The organism is Shinella yambaruensis (genome assembly GCF_022899355.1).
GTDB lineage: Bacteria > Pseudomonadota > Alphaproteobacteria > Rhizobiales > Rhizobiaceae > Shinella > Shinella yambaruensis.
Genome location: NZ_JALJCK010000005.1, coordinates 382,141 through 401,790, shown reverse-complemented (window position 1 = coordinate 401,790; position 19,650 = coordinate 382,141). Strand labels below are relative to the sequence as shown.

Annotated in this window: 13 protein-coding genes; 9 read left to right on the top strand and 4 right to left on the bottom strand. The window is 65.3% G+C overall.

Features of this window, described 5'->3' with window-relative positions; genetic code table 11:
* The first annotated feature begins 3 nt into the window (after positions 1-3).
* The 4 genes from MUU56_RS14575 to MUU56_RS14560 all read left to right on the top strand — a co-directional run bounded on the left by MUU56_RS14575 (position 4) and on the right by MUU56_RS14560 (position 6,767).
* Complete coding sequence (locus MUU56_RS14575) at positions 4-1,233, top strand: putative DNA modification/repair radical SAM protein (protein ID WP_244767997.1); 1,230 nt, start codon at positions 4-6, stop codon at positions 1,231-1,233.
* Positions 1,233-2,687, top strand: coding sequence for a UdgX family uracil-DNA binding protein (locus MUU56_RS14570; RefSeq protein WP_244768121.1), 1,455 nt, complete (start codon positions 1,233-1,235; stop codon positions 2,685-2,687). Before MUU56_RS14575 ends, MUU56_RS14570 begins: the two co-directional genes overlap by 1 nt.
* A gap of 258 nt (positions 2,688-2,945) precedes the next feature.
* On the top strand, positions 2,946-4,709 hold the full coding sequence (locus MUU56_RS14565; RefSeq protein WP_244767996.1) for an ABC transporter ATP-binding protein: 1,764 nt from the start codon (positions 2,946-2,948) through the stop codon (positions 4,707-4,709).
* 444 nt (positions 4,710-5,153) lie between these two features.
* The gene (locus MUU56_RS14560; RefSeq protein ID WP_244767995.1) at positions 5,154-6,767 is read left to right on the top strand and encodes an FGGY-family carbohydrate kinase; all 1,614 of its coding nucleotides are present in this window, start codon (positions 5,154-5,156) and stop codon (positions 6,765-6,767) included.
* 187 nt (positions 6,768-6,954) lie between these two features.
* On the opposite strand, the gene MUU56_RS14555 is transcribed toward MUU56_RS14560, so the two are convergent.
* Both MUU56_RS14555 and MUU56_RS14550 read right to left on the bottom strand, forming a co-directional pair.
* On the bottom strand, positions 6,955-8,193 hold the full coding sequence (locus MUU56_RS14555) for a saccharopine dehydrogenase family protein (protein ID WP_244767994.1): 1,239 nt from the start codon (positions 8,191-8,193) through the stop codon (positions 6,955-6,957).
* Between the two features lie 36 nt (positions 8,194-8,229).
* Positions 8,230-9,330, bottom strand: a complete 1,101-nt coding sequence (locus MUU56_RS14550; RefSeq protein WP_244767993.1) for a carboxynorspermidine decarboxylase — start codon at positions 9,328-9,330, stop codon at positions 8,230-8,232.
* A 534-nt stretch (positions 9,331-9,864) separates the two neighbouring features.
* On the opposite strand from MUU56_RS14550, the gene MUU56_RS14545 reads away from it, so the two are divergent.
* Complete coding sequence (locus MUU56_RS14545) at positions 9,865-12,156, top strand: heavy metal translocating P-type ATPase (RefSeq protein ID WP_244767992.1); 2,292 nt, start codon at positions 9,865-9,867, stop codon at positions 12,154-12,156.
* Positions 12,153-12,710 (top strand): SCO family protein, encoded by a 558-nt coding sequence (locus tag MUU56_RS14540; protein WP_244767991.1) that lies wholly within the window; start codon positions 12,153-12,155, stop codon positions 12,708-12,710. Before MUU56_RS14545 ends, MUU56_RS14540 begins: the two co-directional genes overlap by 4 nt.
* 6 nt (positions 12,711-12,716) lie before the next feature.
* Here the strand turns inward: MUU56_RS14540 and MUU56_RS14535 are convergent, their stop codons facing one another.
* Positions 12,717-13,133, bottom strand: a complete 417-nt coding sequence (locus MUU56_RS14535; protein WP_244767990.1) for a MerR family transcriptional regulator — start codon at positions 13,131-13,133, stop codon at positions 12,717-12,719.
* Between the two features lie 380 nt (positions 13,134-13,513).
* Between MUU56_RS14535 and MUU56_RS14530 the strand changes: the two genes are divergently transcribed.
* The 3 genes from MUU56_RS14530 (at position 13,514) to MUU56_RS14520 (ending at position 16,567) form a co-directional block, all read left to right on the top strand.
* Positions 13,514-14,557, top strand: a complete 1,044-nt coding sequence (locus MUU56_RS14530; protein ID WP_398432391.1) for a L,D-transpeptidase family protein — start codon at positions 13,514-13,516, stop codon at positions 14,555-14,557.
* 65 nt (positions 14,558-14,622) lie between these two features.
* Positions 14,623-15,276: a L,D-transpeptidase gene (locus MUU56_RS14525; protein WP_398432389.1), complete on the top strand. Its 654-nt coding sequence runs from the start codon at positions 14,623-14,625 to the stop codon at positions 15,274-15,276.
* Positions 15,277-15,367: 91 nt separating this feature from the next.
* A complete protein-coding gene (locus MUU56_RS14520; protein WP_244767988.1) occupies positions 15,368-16,567 on the top strand; it encodes an amidohydrolase family protein in 1,200 nt (399 codons plus the stop codon).
* Between the two features lie 423 nt (positions 16,568-16,990).
* On the opposite strand, the gene MUU56_RS14515 is transcribed toward MUU56_RS14520, so the two are convergent.
* Complete coding sequence (locus MUU56_RS14515; RefSeq protein WP_244767987.1) at positions 16,991-19,552, bottom strand: GcvT family protein; 2,562 nt, start codon at positions 19,550-19,552, stop codon at positions 16,991-16,993.
* Between the last annotated feature and the right edge of the window lie 98 nt (positions 19,553-19,650).

The following is a 19,650-nucleotide window of genomic DNA, read 5'->3' as shown; positions in this document are numbered from 1 at the left end:
TTTATGAAGAAATCGCTACAGGCTCGTTTGGCCATCCTGGCGGATGCCGCCAAATACGACGCGTCATGCGCCTCCAGCGGGACAGAGAAACGGGATTCGCTCAGGTCCAACGGCCTTGGCTCCACGGAAGGTGCGGGGATCTGCCATGCATATGCGCCCGATGGGCGGTGTATTTCACTTCTGAAGATCCTGCTCACCAATTTCTGTATCTTCGACTGCGCCTATTGCATCAACCGGTCCTCAAGCAATGTGGAGCGTGCGCGTTTCACGCCGGATGAGGTGGTCTGGCTGACGCTGGAATTCTATCGGCGCAATTATATCGAGGGGCTTTTCCTGTCGTCCGGGATCATCCGCTCGTCGGATCATACGATGGGCGAGATGGTCCGCGTGGCGCGGGACCTGCGCACGGTGCACGGCTTCCGCGGTTATATTCACCTCAAGTCGATCCCCGATGCCGCTCCGGAGCTGATCGAGGAGGCGGGACTCTATGCGGACCGCCTGTCGCTCAACATCGAACTGCCGACGGACGCGGGCATCGGGCGTCTTGCGCCCGAGAAGCGGCCGGACGGCATTCGTCGTGCGATGGGCGATTTGCGCCGCAAGATCGAGGCGGCGGACGAGCCGACCTTGCAGACCAGGCGCCGCAAGCGTTTCGTGCCGGGCGGGCAGAGCACACAGATGATCGTTGGCGCCGATGGAGCCGACGATGCGACGATCCTGAGGACCAGCGCCCGGCTCTACGGCAGCTACGGCCTGAAACGTGTCTATTATTCCGCCTTCAGCCCTATTCCCGATGCCTCCCGCGCGCTGCCGCTCATCAAGCCGCCGCTGGTGCGCGAACATCGGCTCTATCAGGCTGACTGGCTTTATCGCTTTTACGGTTTCGGTGTGGACGAGATCACGGCATCGATAGGCGGCATGCTCGATCTGGACATGGACCCCAAGCTTGCCTGGGCGCTAACCCACCGCCAGACCTTTCCTGTGAACGTCAACCGTGCGGAGCGCGAAACCCTGTTGCGCGTACCGGGGTTCGGCCTGAAGACGGTGGATGCGATCCTGTCCAGCCGCCGCTTTCGCCGCCTGCGGTTGGAGGATCTGGCGCGGCTCGGCGTTTCCCTGCGCAAGGTGCGCGCCTTCATCGAGGCGGAGGGATGGACACCCCGGCGTCTTGCCGACCGTGCAGACCTCAAGACGCTCTTTGCCCCGAAACCGGAACAGCTTTCGCTGCTCTGATGCACACGATCCCCTTGCTCGGCCGCGGTGATTTTTCCGAATGGCGCGATGCGGCGCGGGCGCTGGCGGCTGCCGGTATTTCGCCGCGCGACGTGGACTGGCGCATTCAGGGCGATATAGGCCTCTTCGAGGCGAGCGCCCCACCCGACCTGCCGGCGCCCGATGCCGCCGCGCCGCCGGTCGTCGTGCCGCCTTCCTTCCTGCCGCTCGCCGAAGCCGTCGCGTGCCACACCGAGCCGGGGCGCTTTCATCTGCTCTATCGGCTGCTCTGGCGGCTGCAATCTGACCGTCGCCTGCTGGAGCTGACGTCGGACAAGGATGTCGCCTGGGCGCGGCTTCTGGCCAGGAACGTCGCGCGCGACAGCCACAAGATGACGGCCTTCGTCCGCTTCAAGGAAATCGCAGGGGAGGCCGGAGGTCGCCGGCGGTTCTTCGCCTGGTTCGAACCGACGCATTTCGTCGTCGCCCGAACCGCGCCGTTCTTCCGCCGCCGCTTTGCCGATATGGACTGGATCATCGCCACGCCGAAGGGCACGGCGAGCTGGGACGGCGAAGCCCTGATCGCCGACACGCGGCCGGGCGATGATCCCGGGCACGGCGACCCGACGGACGAACTCTGGCGCACCTACTATGCCAGCATCTTCAATCCCGCGCGGCTCAAGATCAGGGCCATGCAGGCGGAGATGCCGAAGAAATACTGGCGCAACCTGCCGGAAGCCGCGCTGATCCCCGAACTGATCGCCAATGCGGAGGCCAATGTGCGCGCGATGGCCGAACGCGCCGCCAGCGACCCGCCGGCCTTTCACTATCGGCTGAAGGAAGCCGCGCAGGCCATCGCCGAACCGGGATTGGCGGAAGCCGGCACGCTGGAGGCGTTGCGCGCAGAGGCCCGCCATTGCACGCGCTGCCCGCTGCATTGCACGGCCACGCAGACCGTCTTCGGAGAAGGGCCGCAGGATGCGCGCCTCATGATGGTCGGCGAGCAGCCGGGTGATCAGGAAGACCTGAGCGGCCGCCCGTTCGTCGGCCCGGCGGGAAGGGTGTTCGACGCGGCGCTGAAGGAAGCCAGCATTGCCCGCGATACGCTCTATCTGACCAATGCGGTCAAGCACTTCAAATATGAGCCGCGCGGCAAGCGCCGCATTCACCAGAAGCCAAACCAGGGTGAGATCCAACATTGCCGCTGGTGGCTGGCCAGGGAGGTGGAACTCGTGAAGCCGAAGCTGATCGTGGCGCTCGGTGCGACCGCGATCTACGCGCTGAGCGGCGAGCGCACGCCGCTGAGCCAGCTTCGCAGCAGGCCGATCGCCATGCAGGGCAACGTCGTCCTGTACCCGACCATCCATCCGTCCTTCCTGCTGCGCCTGCCGGACAAAGCGGAGCGCCAACGCCAGCATGCTCTCTTTGTTGAGGACTTACGGTCGGTTCGAGCGCTTGTGTCCAGTGCAGGATGACGATTTCCGCCAATCGATGTGGTTGCTTATGCCTGACAGGTCTCCGTGGTCTCAGCCTCCGCAACCGGATGGGGACCCCCGCGGCACACGCCGCATCCCTCAAGAGCGGCCTTTCCGCACGAGGCCTCTTGCCGAAAGCCGCGTGGGCGCGGCAAATGCGCGCCGGTCGGAGAAAAATTGTATTGAACGTGGTAGAAGCGGCGCCGTCGATCGTCTTATCTCATGAACACAATGCCAATACCGAAAGCGCGCCTGCCGATGTCTGCCCTTCTGAAGCGTTTTGCGTCCTACTATCGCCCGCACCGCGGCCTGTTCGCGCTGGACTTTTCCTCGGCCGTCGTCGCCGGCCTCCTGGAGCTCGCCTTTCCCGTCGCCGTGACGCTGTTCATCGACCGCCTGCTGCCGACCGGCCGCCTCGACCTCGTCGCGCTCGCCGCCCTCGGCCTCTTCCTCATCTACCTCGTCAATGCGGGCCTGCAGGTCATCGTCACCTATTGGGGCCACATGCTCGGCGTGCGCATCGAGGCGGAGATGCGCCGTAAGGCCTTCGACCACCTGCAGAAGCTCTCCTTCGGCTTCTTCGACAACCAGAAGACCGGCCATCTCGTGGCCCGGCTGACCAAGGATCTCGAGGAGATCGGCGAGGTCGCCCATCACGGGCCGGAAGACCTCTTCATCGCCGTCATGACGCTCGTCGGCGCCTTCGTGCTGATGCTGTGGGTGCATGTGCCGCTCGCCTTGATCACCGCCGTCATCGTGCCGCTGACGGCCTTCGTCACCACCCATTACGGCGCGCGCATGACCACGACCTGGCATGCGCTCTACGGCCGCGTCGCCGATTTCAACGCCCGCATCGAGGAGAATGTCGGCGGCATCCGCGTCGTGCAGGCCTTCGCCAATGAGGACCACGAGCGTAAGCTGTTTGCCGAGAGCAACCGGAACTACCTCGTCACCAAGCTCCAGGCCTACAGGGTGATGGCGGCCTCCATGTCGCTCTCCTACCTTTCCATGCGCTTCGTGCAGGTGGTGGTGATGCTGGCCGGCGCCTGGTTCGTGACGCGCGGCGAGCTTTCGGCCGGCGGCTTCGTCGGCTTCCTGCTCCTGGTCGGCGTGTTCTTCCGGCCGATCGACAAGATCAACGCGATCATCGAGACCTATCCCAAGGGCATCGCCGGCTTCACGCGCTACACGCAGTTCCTCGACACGGAGCCGGACATCCGGGACCGCGAGGGTGCCAGGGATGTCGGGCGCCTTGCCGGCGATATCGAATATCGCGCCGTCAGCTTCGGCTATGGTGCCGACCGGCCGGTCTTCGGCGGGCTGAACGTCTCGATCGGAGCGGGCGAGACGATCGCCTTCGTCGGTCCGTCCGGCGCCGGCAAGACGACGATCTGCTCGCTGCTGCCGCGCTTCTACGAGGTCGCATCGGGCGCGATCACCATAGACGGCATCGACATCCGCGACATGACGCTGCGGTCGCTGCGCTCGAACATCGGCATCGTGCAGCAGGACGTGTTCCTGTTCGCCGGCACGATCCGCGAGAACATCGCCTATGGAAGGCTGGAGGCCAGCGAGGCGGAGATCCTCGATGCGGCGCGCCGGGCGCGCCTCGACGACGTGATCGCCAACCTCGCCGACGGTCTCGACACGGTCGTCGGCGAGCGCGGCGTCAAGCTCTCGGGTGGGCAGAAGCAGCGCCTCGCCATCGCCCGCATCTTCCTGAAGAACCCGCCGATCCTCATCCTCGACGAGGCGACCTCGGCGCTCGACACGCAGACGGAGCGGGCGATCCAGCAATCGCTCGCCGAGCTCTCGGCCGGCCGCACCACGCTGGTCATCGCCCATCGCCTGGCCACCATCGCGAACGCCGACCGCATCCTCGTCGTCGACGACGGCCGCATCGTCGAGCAGGGAAGCCACAGCGACCTCATCGAGCGACGCGACGGACGATACCGCAACCTCCACGCCGCGCAGACGCAGACCGAGGGCTCCTCCCTCCATTTCATGAAAGGCAAACGGTAGGGCGGCGCCCCGGTTCCGCCCGGCTTGATGCTCGAAGCCGGTCTCCGATGCCTGGGCTGTGGGGGCGAACCCGCATTGTCCAGCGCAGCGTGGTCGATGGCCGAATGTCCCGTTTTCTTCCGCTCTCATCGCAAGTCCATGGGTGAACGCCGGGGACAAGGTCGGGATTCAGCCCTTTTCCAAACTTATGTAAAATAACATACATAAGTTGATTGACTTATGGATACTGGTGTTGAATTTATTCGCCAAGCGAGAAGGACGCGACGCGTAGGCGACGGCGCTTGGAAGAGACGGGTGGATGAAAATGCCTGAGACAAGCACGCCGGTTCAGCCGGAAGACGGCGCAAACGCGATCCAGGCGCTTTCGATGGATGCCGTCGAGCCCGCCGTGGCCGCAACGGTGCGCAGTCTCCCCGCTGGCGTCGGCAGGAAAAGGTTGACGGTATGAGCCGCAGCTATGTGATCGGGCTGGACTATGGTTCGGAATCCGCGCGCGGGGTCATCCTCGATGCGGTGACCGGCGAGCAGATCGACAGTCATGTCCACGCCTATCGTCACGGTATCCTGACCGGCGCGCTTCCCGGCGGAGCGGCGCTGCCGCGGGGATGGGCCCTGCAGAATGCCGCGGACTATGTCGAGGCGGCAGAGGAGATCCTCGGCCGTCTCGGGCGGAACCGGAGGGTGCTGTCGATCGGCGTCGGCTTCACGGCGAGTTCGCCGATGCCGGCGACGAGCGAGGGTGCCGCGCTATCGGATATCCACCCGAACGACCCGCATGCCTATGTCAAATTGTGGAAACACGGCGCCGCGCAACCCTATGCCGACGCGATCAACCGGAAGGGGGGCGGCTTCCTCGACAATTTCGGCGGCAAGCTGTCCGGGGAATGGCTGCTTCCCAAGGCCGCGCAGATCGCGCAGGAAGCGCCCCATATCTGGGCGGCGGCGGCCCGCTTCATGGAAGGCGGGGATTGGCTGGTCTGGCAACTCTGTGGAACGGAGGCGCGCAGCCTCGGCCTTGCGGCCTACAAGGCGCAGTATTCGCGCGTCTCCGGCTATCCGAAAGGCATCGTGCCGGGGCTTGAGGGCAAGCTGTCGCAACCGCTTCCCGTGGGGTCGGCGGCGGGCAGCCTCTTGCCCGCCTGGCATGCGCGTACGGGCATCGAAGGCCCTACGACCATCGCGGTCGCGGTCATCGACTCGCATGTCGTTCTGCCGGCCATCGGCGCTGTCTCGTCCGGATGCTTCGTCGGCGCGCTCGGCACGTCGGCGGCCTATCTCTATCTCGGCGCGGACTATCGCTCCCTGCCTGCGGGCATCGAAGGCGTGGCTATCGACGGCGCCGTGCGGGATCTCTGGTGCTACGAGGCCGGGCAGGCCAGCTTCGGCGACATGCTCGCCTGGTTCGTCAAGGCCTTCCCGCGGGGCGGCAGCATGGAGGAGAGTTTCGCGCTCTACAACGCGGCTGCGTCGAGGCTGCCGGCCGGGAGCAACCATCTGATCGCGCTCGACTGGTGGAACGGAAACCGTGTGCCGCTCGCCGATTCCATGCTGAGCGGCCTGTTGCTCGGCCTGACGGTTCATTCGACCGCCGACGGCATCTACCGCGCGCTGCTCGAAGCGCTCTGCTTCGGCGCGCGAACCGTTCTGGATCTCTATCGGGCGGCGGAATTCACGGTCGATCGTGTCCTGATGACCAGCGGCCTGGCGAAGAAGAACCCCCTTCTGGTGCAGATCATGGCCGACGTCATGGAGTGCGCGATCGAGGTTCCGCAGATCGCCAACGCGACGGCCGTCGGCGCGGCCATCCACGGCGCGGTCGCGGCCGGGCTCGTCGGCACCTATCGCGACGGCTCGGCGCGCTTCGGCGCCCGGGAGTTCCAGACCTACCGTCCCCGACCGGAGACCGCGGAGCCCTACCGCGCGCTTTATGCCCAGTACCGGACGCTCTGCGCGAATGCGTCGCTGCGGCGCGTGATGAGGGATCTTGGCGAGGTGGCCGCGGCGCCCGGCGAGGTCAGCCTGCCCCCGCAGCCGCGTGACGGCGGGTCTGTAGCCTGACCGACGGATGTCGACGGCGAATGGGCACCTGTCTTATCGGAGAGGAATGACCGTGAGGCGGTGAGTGCGCTGTCCGCGCTGTCCGTTTTTGGCGGCAGCGTCGGCCAGATCGATGTCGCCTTCAGGCCCGAAGTGACCTGCTGTGCATGGGACGGCCGCACGCGGGGCGCGGCCGTCCTTTCAAGGTTTAGAAGCTGAAGGCGCGGTCGCCATCCTCGTCCTGGATGCGGGTCGGCAGGCCGATCCGGTTCAGCAGGTTGATGAAGGGCTTCGGCGGCAGTTCTTCCACGTTGGCCATCTTCTTCACGTCCCATTCGCCGGTGGCCACGAGCATCGCGGCGGCGACCGGCGGAACGCCGGCGGTATACGAGATGCCCTGCGAGCCGACTTCCTCATAGGCTTCCTTGTGGTCGGCCACGTTGTAGATGAAGACGGTCTTCTCCTTGCCGTCCTTCAGGCCCTTCACATAGTCGCCGATGCAGGTCTTGCCTTCATAGCCGGGGGCGAGCGACGCCGGATCCGGCAGCACGGCCTTGACGACCTTGAGCGGCACGACTTCGAGGCCCTCGGCGGTCTTGACCGGCTGCTCGGAGAGCAGGCCGAGGTTCTTCAGCACGGTGAAGACATTGATGTAGTGGTCGCCGAAGCCCATCCAGAAGCGCACATTGGCGCCGTCCATGTTCTTGGCCAGCGAATGCACCTCGTCATGGCCGCAGAGATAGGCGCGGCGCGTGCCGACGACCGGCAGGTCGTAATCCTTGCCGATCTCGAACATCTTGTTCGTCTGCCACGCACCGTTCTGCCAGGAATAGACGACGCCGGTGAATTCGCGGAAGTTGATTTCCGGGTCGAAGTTCGTGGCGAAGTACTTGCCGTGGCTGCCGGCATTGATGTCGACGATGTCGACGTCGGTCACCTTGTCGAGATACTCGTCCTTGGCGAGCTTGGCATAGGCGTTGACGACGCCCGGGTCGAAGCCGGCGCCGAGGATGGCGGTGATGCCCTTCTCCTCGCATTCGGCCGCGCGCTTCCACTCGTAGTTGCCGTACCACGGCGGGGTCTCGCAGATCTTGCCCGGCTCCTCGTGGATCGCGGTGTCGATATAGGCGACGCCCGTATCCATGCAGGCGCGCAGCACCGACATGTTGAGGAAGGCGGTGCCGACATTGATGACGATCCCGGACCTGGTTGAGGTGATCAGCGCCTTGGTCGCTTCGATATCGAGGGCGTCGAGCGCATGGCCTTCGAGCACGCCGGCCTGTTTCATCGCCTTCTTCTCATGGACCGACGCGATGATCTTGTCGCACTTCGCCTTGGTGCGCGACGCGATGTGGATGTCGCCGAGCACGTCGTTGTTCTGGGCGCATTTGTGCGCCACGACCTGTGCGACGCCGCCGGCGCCGATGATGAGCACGTTCTTCTTCATTTCGGGGGTTATCTCCTTCTACCCGTTCAGGACGCCTCAGGAGAGGCTTTCTTCATAGTCCGCGTAGGTGAATTCGCGGACGGTCTTGATCTCGCCATCGAGTTCGCGGATGGCGATCGCCGGCATTTTCACGCCATTGAACCAGTTCTTCTTGACCATCGTGTAGCCGGCCGCATCCTGGATGGAGATGCGGTCGCCGACCTTCAGCTCGTTCTCGAAATCGAACTCGCCGAAGATGTCGCCGGCCAGGCACGACTTGCCGCAGATCATGTAGCGGTGCGGCCCGGTGTTTGGGGAAAGCTTGGCCTTCTCCCGGTAGATCAGCAGGTCCAGCATGTGGGCCTCGATGGAACTATCGACGATGGCGAGGTCCTTGCCGTTGTTCAGAAGGTCGAGCACCGTCGTTTCGAGCGTGGTCGACCTGGTGATCGAGGCCTCGCCCGGCTCCAGATAGACCTCGACACCATATTCGCCGGCAAAGCGCTTCAGCCGCTCGGCGAACTTTTCCAGCGGATAGGTTTCACCGGTGAAGTGGATGCCGCCGCCCAGACTCACCCATTCGGCCTTCTTCAGGAGCGGCGCGAACTTCTCCTCGATTACGCGGAGCATGCGGTCGAACAGGTCGAAATCGCCGTTCTCGCAGTTGTTGTGGATCATGAAACCGGAGATGCGGTCCATGACCGGCTCGACTTTTTTCACATCCCATTCGCCGAGGCGCGAGAAGGGGCGGGCCGGATCGGCGAGATCGAAGCTCGAGGAGGAGATGCCGGGATTGAGCCTGAGGCCCCGGACGATGCCGGCGGCCTTGTCGGCAAAGCGGTCGAGCTGGGCGATCGAATTGAAGATGATCTTGTCGGCGTGGCTGACGACCTCGTCGATCTCGTAGTCCGCATAGGCGACGGAATAGGCATGGGTCTCCTTGCCGAAGCGCTCGTGGCCGAGGCGCACTTCGTTGAGCGAGGAGGAGGTTGTGCCGTCCATGTAGTCGCGCATGAAATCGAAGACCGACCAGGTGGCGAAGCACTTCAGCGCCAGCAGCGCCTTGGCGCCGGAGCGTTCGCGGAGAAGCGCGATCTTTTCCATGTTGGCGAGCAGCTTCGACTTGTCGATCAGATAGTAGGGTGTCGTCAGGGACATGCTGGACCTGTCTTCTTTGGGTGTGCCGGCCGCCGGCAAAAAGCCGGCAACGCGATAGAAACGCGAGGCGAGGGAGGTGCAGACCTCCGCTCTCGCGTGGATTTCAGAAAGGAAAGCCGGAAGTTACGGTATCGTCGTCCGGACACGGCGGTATGACAGCGCTTTTGCGCTGTTGCCCCGCTCGCGGTGCCTCGTCGGGAAAAGAGCAGGCAGGCACGGCGTCTTGGCCGGCCGCACGGGGCGGGTCGGCGCAACGGCGTCAAAGCCAGAGCGTGCCGCCGGGGCACACGTCGAAAAGCGTTCTTCCGTTCGGGGGGCGTCGACCGAGCCCATCCCCGATTGGAAGAGGGCGTCGCAAGACATGGCGTCCTCCCCAACCAGCAGATGAAACCTGCAATAAGTGGGGGCTCTGTAGCACAGCGCGGCCATGGATTTCAATGCACCTCTTTTTGCGCGATTTTGCGTTTTTCGCTCTTGCACCTCTAGTCGCTAGAGGTCGTAGAACCTCTTCACGAGACGAAAGAGGAATCTACGATGTCCGATGTGAAAGAGACCCGGTTCCGGGTGGGCGGCATGGATTGCGCCTCCTGCGCCAGCAAGATCGACACGGCGGTGCGCCGCATGCCGGGGGTTGCGGAGGTTTCCGTTTCCGTCACCGCCGGCACCATGCGCGTGCAGCACGATGCGACCAGCGACCTGGAGGCGATCCGCCGCAAGGTTTCCGGGCTCGGCTATTCGGTGACGCCGGCTGCGGGGGGCGCGGAAAAGCCCGCGGCAAAACATGTGCACGGCCCCGGCTGCAACCACGACCATGGCCACGGGCATGACCATGGACACGGCCACAAGCACGATCATGGCCATGCGCATGATCACGATCACGACCATGATCGTGCCGGTCACGACCACACGCCGAAGGCGGCGACCGTCGAGGGGCTGCATGGCCACGACCATGGCCCCTCCGAAGGGCCTTGGTGGAAGGGCAGGAAGGGGCGGCTGACCATCCTTGCCGGCGCGGCGCTGGTCCTCGCCTACGGCATCGGCCACCTCTTTCCGGCCATCGAGACCTATGCCTTCGTCATCGCCATGTTCGTCGGCCTCGTGCCGATCGCCCGGCGCGCCATCATGGCCGCGCTGGCCGGCACGCCGTTTTCCATCGAGATGCTGATGACCATCGCCGCCGTCGGTGCGGTGATCATCAACGCGACCGAGGAGGCCGCCGCCGTGGTCTTCCTCTTCCTCGTCGGCGAACTGCTGGAGGGCGTCGCCGCCGGCAAGGCGCGCGACAGCATCCGCTCGCTCTCCGCCCTCGTGCCGAAGACCGCGCTTCTGGAAGAAGGCGGCCGGACGACGGAGGTGCCGGCCGAGGGGCTGGCCGTCGGCGCGGTCATCCTCGTGCGCCCCGGCGACCGCATTTCCGCCGACGGCACGATCATCGACGGCGAGAGCGCCATCGACGAGGCGCCCGTGACCGGGGAAAGCACGCCGGTGCGCAAGGAGGTCGGCGACACCGTCTTCGCCGGCACGGTGAACGGCGAAGCGGCCCTGCGCGTGCGCGTCACCGCGGCGGCGGCGGACAACACCATCGCCCGCGTCGTCAAGCTGGTCGAGGAGGCCCAGGAATCCAAGGCCCCGACCGAGCGCTTCATCGACCGCTTCTCCAGATATTACACGCCCGGCGTCGTGGTGGTCGCCGCGCTCGTCGCGATCATCCCGCCGCTCTTCTTCGGCGGCGTATGGAGCGAGTGGGTCTACAAGGGCCTTGCCGTTCTGCTGATCGGCTGCCCCTGCGCGCTGGTCATCTCGACGCCGGCGGCGATCGCCGCCGCGCTCTCCGCCGGCGCCCGCCGCGGCCTCCTGATGAAGGGCGGCGCGGTGCTGGAAGGCCTCGGCAAGCTCACCGCCATCGCCTTCGACAAGACCGGCACGCTGACCGAGGGCAAGCCGAAGGTCACCGACATTGTCGCCTTCTCGGCTTCGTCCGGCGAGGTGCTGCGTCTTGCCGCCGCGCTGGAGGCCGGCTCCAGCCATCCGCTGGCGCTCGCCATTCTCGGCAAGGCGGCGGAAGAGGGCATCGTGCCGCCGGTCGCAGGCGGCGCGCGGGCGCTCGGCGGTAAGGGTGTTGCCGCTACCGTCGAGGGCAGGGAGGTCTTCCTCGGCTCGCCCAGGGCCGTCGCCGAGACGGTGACGCTTTCCGACGAGGTGAAGGCCACCACCGCCGCGCTCAACGACGACGGCAAGACCGTCTCCATGCTGGTGGTCGACGGCGTGCTCGCCGGCGCCGTCGCCATGCGCGACGAGCCGCGCCCCGACGCGGCCGCCGGCCTCAAGGCACTGAAGGACGCCGGTATCCGGACGGTCATGCTGACCGGCGACAATGCCCGCACGGCAAAGGCCGTCGGCGCGGAACTCGGCATCGAGGTGCGCGCCGAGCTGATGCCCGAGGACAAGCAGCGCATCGTCGGCGAGTTGCAGCGCGAAGGCTATGTCGTCGGCAAGATCGGCGACGGCATCAACGACGCCCCGGCGCTCGCCGCCGCCAATGTCGGCATCGCCATGGGCGGGGGCACCGACGTGGCGCTGGAGACGGCCGATGCCGCCATCCTGCACGGCCGCGTCGGCGACGTCGCGCTGATGACGGACCTGTCGCAACGCGCCATGCGCAACATCGTCCAGAACATCGTCCTCTCGCTCGGCCTCAAGGGCGTGTTCCTGGTGACGACCGTGGTCGGCATCACCGGCCTCTGGCCGGCGATCCTCGCCGATACCGGCGCCACCGTGCTCGTCACGCTGAATGCGCTCCGTCTTTTGAGGCCGATCAGGGGATGAGGCGCCGGGCGCTCCTTGCCCTTGCCGCGATCGTCGCCGTGACGGTCGCGGCAAGGGCGCCGTCCGGCGAGGCGGCAAAACGGCGTGTCTTCGAACTTGAGACCGTCGACGGCAAGCCCTTCCGCTCCGCCGATCTGGCCGGAAAACCCTATCTGGCCTTCTTCGGCTTCACCCATTGCCCGGATGTCTGCCCGACCGCGCTCTTCGAACTGTCGGGTCTCTTGCAGGATATCGGCCCGGCGGCGGATCGCATCACGCCGCTCTTCATCTCCATCGATCCCGAGCGCGACACGGCGGATCTCCTGAAGCTCTACATGACGTCCTTCGATCCGCGCATCATCGCGCTTCGCGGCGACGCGGCCCAGACGAAGGCGGCGGCGGATGCCTTCTCGGCCTTCTACAGGAAAGTGCCGACCGCTTCGGACAGCTACACGATGGAGCACACCGCCGGCCTCTTCCTCATCCGTGCGGACGGCCGGCTGCAGGGCATGCTGGACATGCACGAGCCGCGCGAAACCCAGCTTCGGAAGCTGCGGCTGCTTGCGGGCGCCTGAACGCGCTCAATCGTGATCGTCGTGGCAGAGGTCATGGTTGGCGAGCGCCCGGATGACGTAGCAGTCGCTGATCTGGTCGGAATGGCAATGGCTGGTGATGCGCTCCAGCTCGGCCTCCAGCTTGCGCAGCCGGGCGATCTTGCGCCGCACGGTGGCGAGCTGTTCGGCGGCGATGCGGTCGGCATCGCGGCAGGGGCGTTCGGGGTGCTGGCTGAGGTCGATCAGCTCGCGGATGGCGTCGATGGTGAGGCCGAGATCGCGCGCGTGGCGGATGAAGGCGAGGCGCTCGCGCTCCTCGCTGGAATAGCGCCGCTGGTTGCCTTCCGAGCGCTCGGCATGGGAGAGCAGGCCCATCTGCTCATAGTAGCGGATGGTGGGAACCTTGACGCCCGTGGCCTTGGAAAGATCGCCGATCGTCAGCATCGCCTCTGCCTCATCGAATGTGCCCGTCGAATGTGTCTTCGCCACAGATGTGCCGGGATTGTGGGCAAATCAAGTCTTCTTTGCCGCCTGCCCGGTGCCGCGCGCCGGAAAGGGGCTGCTGACGATTTGTTGTTCGCCGCGTGATCGCCATGCGAGGAAAATCGCCGGACGGGGCCTTGATGCGCAGGCGGCTTGAGGTTTTATGCTCGCCCGCAGCGGCGGGTGCCTTGGATTCGGCGCTTGCCGGGGCGTGATGCCGCGCTGGAGCCGGTCGAGGCCACAAGATTAACGAAGTTCTAAGCAATCGCTTGGAATCTGTACCCCGAGATGCGCCGCCCTCGAACCGGCGCGCCCGGACCTCCAACAACCGAAAACGACCCATGTTTGCGCTTCGCCATCGACTTTCCCGAGAAACCGCCCGCTTGCGCCTGCCGCTTCTTGCGCGGCTTGCCGCCGCCGCCGTCGCCGGCGGCCTGCTTGCCGGCTGCATGGCCATGGATGTCGCCTCGCTGGCCGAGGCGCCGCAGCTTTCCAACAAGGTGAAGGCGGAGATGGCGAAGAAGAAGATGCGGCCGGAAAGCCCCGTGCTGGTGCGCATCTTCAAGCAGGAAAGCGAGTTGGAGGTCTGGAAGGTCGATGCGAGCGGCCAGTATGCGCTGTTCAAGACCTATCCGATGTGCCGCTGGTCCGGCAAGCTCGGCCCGAAGAAGAAGAGCGGCGACCGCCAGGCGCCGGAAGGCTTCTACCATGTCTCGGCCGGCATGCTGAACCCGAACTCGCAATATTACGTCTCCTTCAACCTTGGTTATCCGAACAGGCTGGAATCGGCGCTCGGCTATACCGGCGAGGCGCTGATGGTGCATGGCGCCTGCTCCTCCTCCGGCTGCTACGCGATGACCGACCAGGGCGTCGGCGAGATCTACGCCATCGTGCAGCGGGCGCTGGAGGGCGGGCAGCAGCGCTTCCAGGTGCAGGCCTATCCCTTCCGCATGACGACGCAGAACATGGCCAAGCACCGCGGCGATCCGAACATGCCGTTCTGGCGCACGCTGAAGGAGGGCTACGATGCCTTCGCCTTCACGCGCAAACAGCCGAAGGTCTCCGTCTGCGGCGGCCGCTATGTCTTCAACAAGGAATTCGACGGCGGTGAGCCGAGCGATCCGCTGGCGCAATGCCCGGCGGCACTGAGCGAGCCGGCGACCGATCTCGTCGCCAAGCTCGGCGCGGAACAGAAGAAGCTGGAGGCGGCGCTCGCCACCACCACGACGGTGTCGAGCTTTGCCTATATGGACGGCGGCATGCATCCGAGCTTCCGCACGCTCCTGAAGCAGCAGGGTGCGAAGGGCCTGGCCGCCCGCATCTCGCGCACGAAATATCCGGTCAGCCGGCCCGAAGCCGCGCTGGCCGATCCCTATGACGATTGACGCGAGGACATGCATTGACTGGTGAAAGCGTAAGCCGCCGATCCTTCCTGCTTGGCGGGGCAGGATTGGCAACCACCGTTCTGGCCGGCTGCACGACGCCGGTGCGCGAGCGGGTCGCCGTCGAACCCGAACCGATCGATACCAGCATCTACGCCGCCATGTACGGGCCGAAGCCGGACGAGCAGTTCCCGCTGCCGGCCATTCCCTACCAGAAGATCGACCGGCGCTTCTATCGCCAGATGGTGCCGAACCCGACCGGCGAGCGCCCCGGCGTGATCGTCGTCGATACGGCGAACCACTTCCTCTACCTCACCTACGAGGACGGCCAAGCCATGCGCTATGGCGTCGGCCTCGGCCGCGCCGGCTTCGAATGGGCCGGCCGCGGCGTCATCCAGTACAAGCGGCAATGGCCGCGCTGGACCCCGCCGGACGAGATGGTCGCCCGCCAGCCGGAACTGGAGCCCTACAGCATCGCGAACGGCGGCATGGAGCCGGGCCTGAAGAACCCGCTCGGTGCCCGCGCGCTCTACATCTTCCAGAACAACGAAGACACGCTCTACCGCATCCACGGGTCTCCGGAATGGTGGACGATCGGCAAGTCCGTCTCCTCCGGCTGCGTGCGCATGCTGAACCAGGACGTCATCGATCTCTACGACCGCGTGCAGAACGGCACGCCCATTCTGGTGCTGGGTGCTGCCGCCGTTGCCGCGGCCTATTGACTGCATACGATTTTCGCGCCTTATTGCGTACAATATTTGACCTGCCTGCAACCGGGCGGGTCAGGTCGTATGCAGATGGAGACGCGATGCCATGGCCGAGATCGAGACTCTTTTCACCCGTGCGACGCTGTCGGACGGTTCGCTGAACGATGTCGGCGTTGCCGGCGGCCGCATCGTCGCCATCCGGCCAGCGGGCACGCTTGCGGACGCGGCCCGGCAGGTGGACATTGCCGGCGCGTTGCTGGTGCCGGCCTTCGTCGAGGGTCATATCCACCTTGATACCAGCTTCTACGGCGACAAATGGATCCCGCACAAACCCTGCACCAACGGTTTTGACGTCCACGAGCGCGTCGCCTTCCAGGCTCAGAACATGGCAGAGGCCGCGCCGATGGACGAGCGCGCCCGCAAGCAGCTGGAACTCTGCGTCTCGAACGGCTCCCTCCAGATGCGCAGCCACGTCATGGTGGATGGCTCGGTCGGGCTGAAGTCGCTGGAGACGATCCTCGGCATCCGCGAGGAATACCGCGATGTCATCGACATCCAGCTCGTCGCCTTCCCGCAGAGCGGCATCCTGAAAAGCCCCGGCACGCCGGACCTGCTGGACGAGGCGATCGCGCTTGGCGCCGATCTCGTCGGCGGCCTCGATCCGGCGAGCTTCGACCGCGATCTCAAGGGCCATCTCGACGTCGTCTTCGGTGTCGCTGAAAAGCGTGGCGTCGGGGTCGATATCCACCTGCACGATTTCGGTTCGCTGGGCGCCTTCACGGTGGAGGAAATCTGCGCGCGCACCGTGGCGCTCGGCTTGCAGGGCAAGGTGGTGATCAGCCATGCCTATGGCCTCGGCGATCTCGATGCCGACGCCGCCCGCCGCATCGGCGCAAAAATCGCCGCCGCGGGCGTCTCGATCATGACCAACGCCCCGGGCGACCACGTCTTCCCGCCGGTTGCGCTGCTGCGCGCGGAAGGCGTCAACGTCTTCGCCGGCAACGATAATATCCGCGATTCCTGGTGGCCCTATGGGGACGGCGACATGCTCGCCCGCGCCATGATGATTGGCTACCGCTCCGGCTTCTACACGGACGATGATCTCACGGCCGCCTTCGACGTGGTGACCGCCGCGGGCGCGAAGGCCCTCGGCCTCGAAGGCTACGGCATCGCCCTCGGCGCCAGGGCCGATTTCGTGACGCTCGCCGCCGAGCATGTGCCGGAGGCCGTCGTGGCGGTGCCCAAGGGGCGGCTGGTGTTCAAGGCAGGGCGGCTGGTGGCGGAGAACGGGGCGCTGGTGCGGTAGAGCAGGTTTTCGCGCGGGCAGGGGGCGTGGAAGGTGGCCGACCGTCGCCCCCGTCTCCTCCGTTCTCCATGTTCGTGTCTGCCGCTGCACACCCCGCTATCCTGTCTCCCAAAATCCTACCGCCCTTCCTGGCCCGTCTGCCTTCTGCCGCCCGCATTCCATTGGTTCGCCCACCTCTCCTTCGTCATCCTCGGGCTTGACCCGAGGATCCAAGCGACACGGCGCGCCTTGAGTTTGGCACGTGGATCCTCGGGTCAAGCCCGAGGATGACGGGGAGAGGGCAGCGGGTGAAGATGAGAGCATAGGCAGGGGGCGGCGATGGAATGCGAAGAGACAAGAAGAGCCTCGCGTAGACCGACCAAGCAAAAGGGCGCGCCCGCTTTCGCCGGCACGCCCTTTCCTTTTTGACGTCCCCGAACCCGCTTACGTGCGCGGCTTCAGGTTCTCGGGATCATAGAGCGGCTTGTAGCCGATGCCGACCACCTCGACCGGGTAGGTCTCGGCGAAATACTCGATCTCGAGCTGGCGGCCTTCCTGGCAATAGGCGTGCGGCAGGTAGGCCAGCGCGATGTTCTTGCCGATCGTCGGACCGAAGGCGATGGAGGTCGTGTAGGAACGGCGGCCGAGCTCGTCGACCAGCACCTCGCCGGTTTCCGGGTCGATGACGGGCAGGTTGCCGAGCGGGTAGCGCTTGACGCCGTTCCTGTCGGTATTGTCCGTCATGACCAGCGTGCAGAGCATGGCGGGCTGATGGTCGCGTGCCTTGTATTCCAGGTGCTTCGCCTTGCCGCGGAAATCCGCTTCCTTGACCTTCGGGCGGGCAAGGTCGGCCTCGATGAGGTTGTACTGGGTGAGAAGGTCGGCGTTCTGGAGACGCAGGCTCTTTTCCATGCGGCGCGAATTGGCATAGGTCTCGACGCCGAAGGCCATGACCCCCGTTTCGCGCAGCGCATCCCAGACGGCAAGGCCGTCCTCGTATTTCATGTGCAGCTCCCAGCCCTGCTCGCCGACATAGGAGATGCGGAAGGCGGTGACCGGCTTGCCGGCGATCTCGATCTGCTTGATGGCGGCGAAGGCGAAGTTCTCCAGGTCGAGCCCGGCCGGGTCCGCCACCACCTTCTTCAGCGTCTCGCGGGCATTCGGGCCCCAGATGCCGATGGTGATGAACTTCTCCGAGACGTCGGTGATGGTGACGTCGAGCCCGCGGTCTTCGGCGACGCGCTTCATGTAATGGAAGTCGCGCGGGCCGGCATCGGCGCCGTTGACGAGGCGGCAGCGGTCGGCCATGCGGAAGACGGTGAAGTCGGCGCGCACCATGCCCTCGTCGTCGAGGAAGTGGGTGTAGATGCCCTTGCCGATATTCGCGTCGCCGCCGATCTTGGCCGCGCAGAGCCATTCCAGCAGTTCGACATGGTCGGGCCCTTCGATATCCACCATGTGGAAATGCGAGAGGTTGACGATGCCGCAATCCTCGCTCATCGCCAGGTGCTCGGCATTCGACACGCGCCAGAAATGGCGGCTGTCCCATTCGTTCTCGCGCACCGGCACACGGTCGCCGTACTTTTCCAGCAGGTGCTCGTTGGCCTTGTAGCCATGCGCACGCTCCCAGCCGCCGAGCTCCATGAAGTAGCCGCCGAGCTCCACTTCGCGCTCATAGAAGGGCGAACGCTTGACGTTGCGGCCCGTGGCATAGGGCTCGCGGGTGTGCACGGCCGGGAAGTAGATCTTCTGGGCAGCCTCGTAGGTACGGCCCTCGATGAACTTTTCCTCCAGCTGGTGCGGGTAGAAGCGGGCATAGTCGATCGAATTGTGGTCGACCTCGGTGCGGCCGTCCGTCATCCAGTCCGCGATCAGCTTGCCGTAGCCGGGGCCGTCCTTCACCCAGATGGCGACGCAGTACCAGAGGCCGCGCACCTTCTGGCTCTCGCCGCAGGAGGGGCCGCCGGCGGCGGAAACCTGCAACAGGCCGTTGAACGAATGACCCTCGTTGTAGCCGAGTTCGCCGAGGATCGGCGTCAGTTCCATGGCGCGTTCGAGCGGTTCGAGGATCTGCTCCATGTCGAGGTCGCGCTGCGAGGGGGAGAGGCGTGCCTCGTGCTTTTCGAGAATGTCGCGCGGATGGCACAGGCGCGGATTGGTGGTCTCGTAATAGCCCCACTCGATCTGGCCGCCCTCGGTGGTCTTCGGATCGCCCGTATCGCGCATATAGGCGGAATTGCCCTGATCGCGCAGAAGCGGAAAGCCGATCTCCTTGCCGGTGCCTTCGAATTCGTTGTACGGGCCGAAGAAGGTGAGCGGGTGATCGACCGGCATGACGGGAAGATCCTCGCCGACCATTTCGGCGATCAGGCGGCCCCAGATGCCGGCGCAGACGATGACATGGTCGGCCATGATCGTGCCGCGATGGGTGACGACGCCCTTGATGCGCCCGCCCTCAACGATCAGCGACTGGGCCGGCGTGTTGCCGTAGACCTGCAGCTTGCCGGATCTTTCGGCGGCGTCGACCAGCTTGCCGGCAACCGTCTGCGAGCGCGGGATGACGAGGCCGGCGTCCGGGTCGAACAGGCCGCCCATCACCTGGTCTTCCTCGATCAGCGGGAACTTCTCCTTGATCTCGGCCGGCGAGACATAGTGCGCGCGCGTGCCGAAAGCCCGGGCGGAGGAGAGCTTGCGCTTGATCTCCTCCATCCAGGCATCGTCGCCGGTGCGCGCGACCTCCAGGCCGCCGATGCGGGCGTAGTGGCCCATCTTCTCGTAGAAATCGATCGAATACTGGGTGGTCCAGACCGAAAGATAGTCGTGGCTCGTCGTGTAGCAGAAGTCCGAGGCGTGCGCCGTCGAACCGATATCGGTGGGAACGCCCGACTTGTCGATGCCCACGATGTCGTCCCATCCCCGCTCGATGAGATGATGGGCGATCGATGCGCCCACGATGCCACCCAAACCGATGATGACGACCTTCGCCTGTTGCGGAAACTCTGCCATGTGCTGGACCCCGATGAAATGTTGCTGCCGATTTTAGGGCCTGCTTTCCCGCCAGTGCAGCCTGTCTGCGACTCGCCAGCGACCAGTTCCGACAGTCG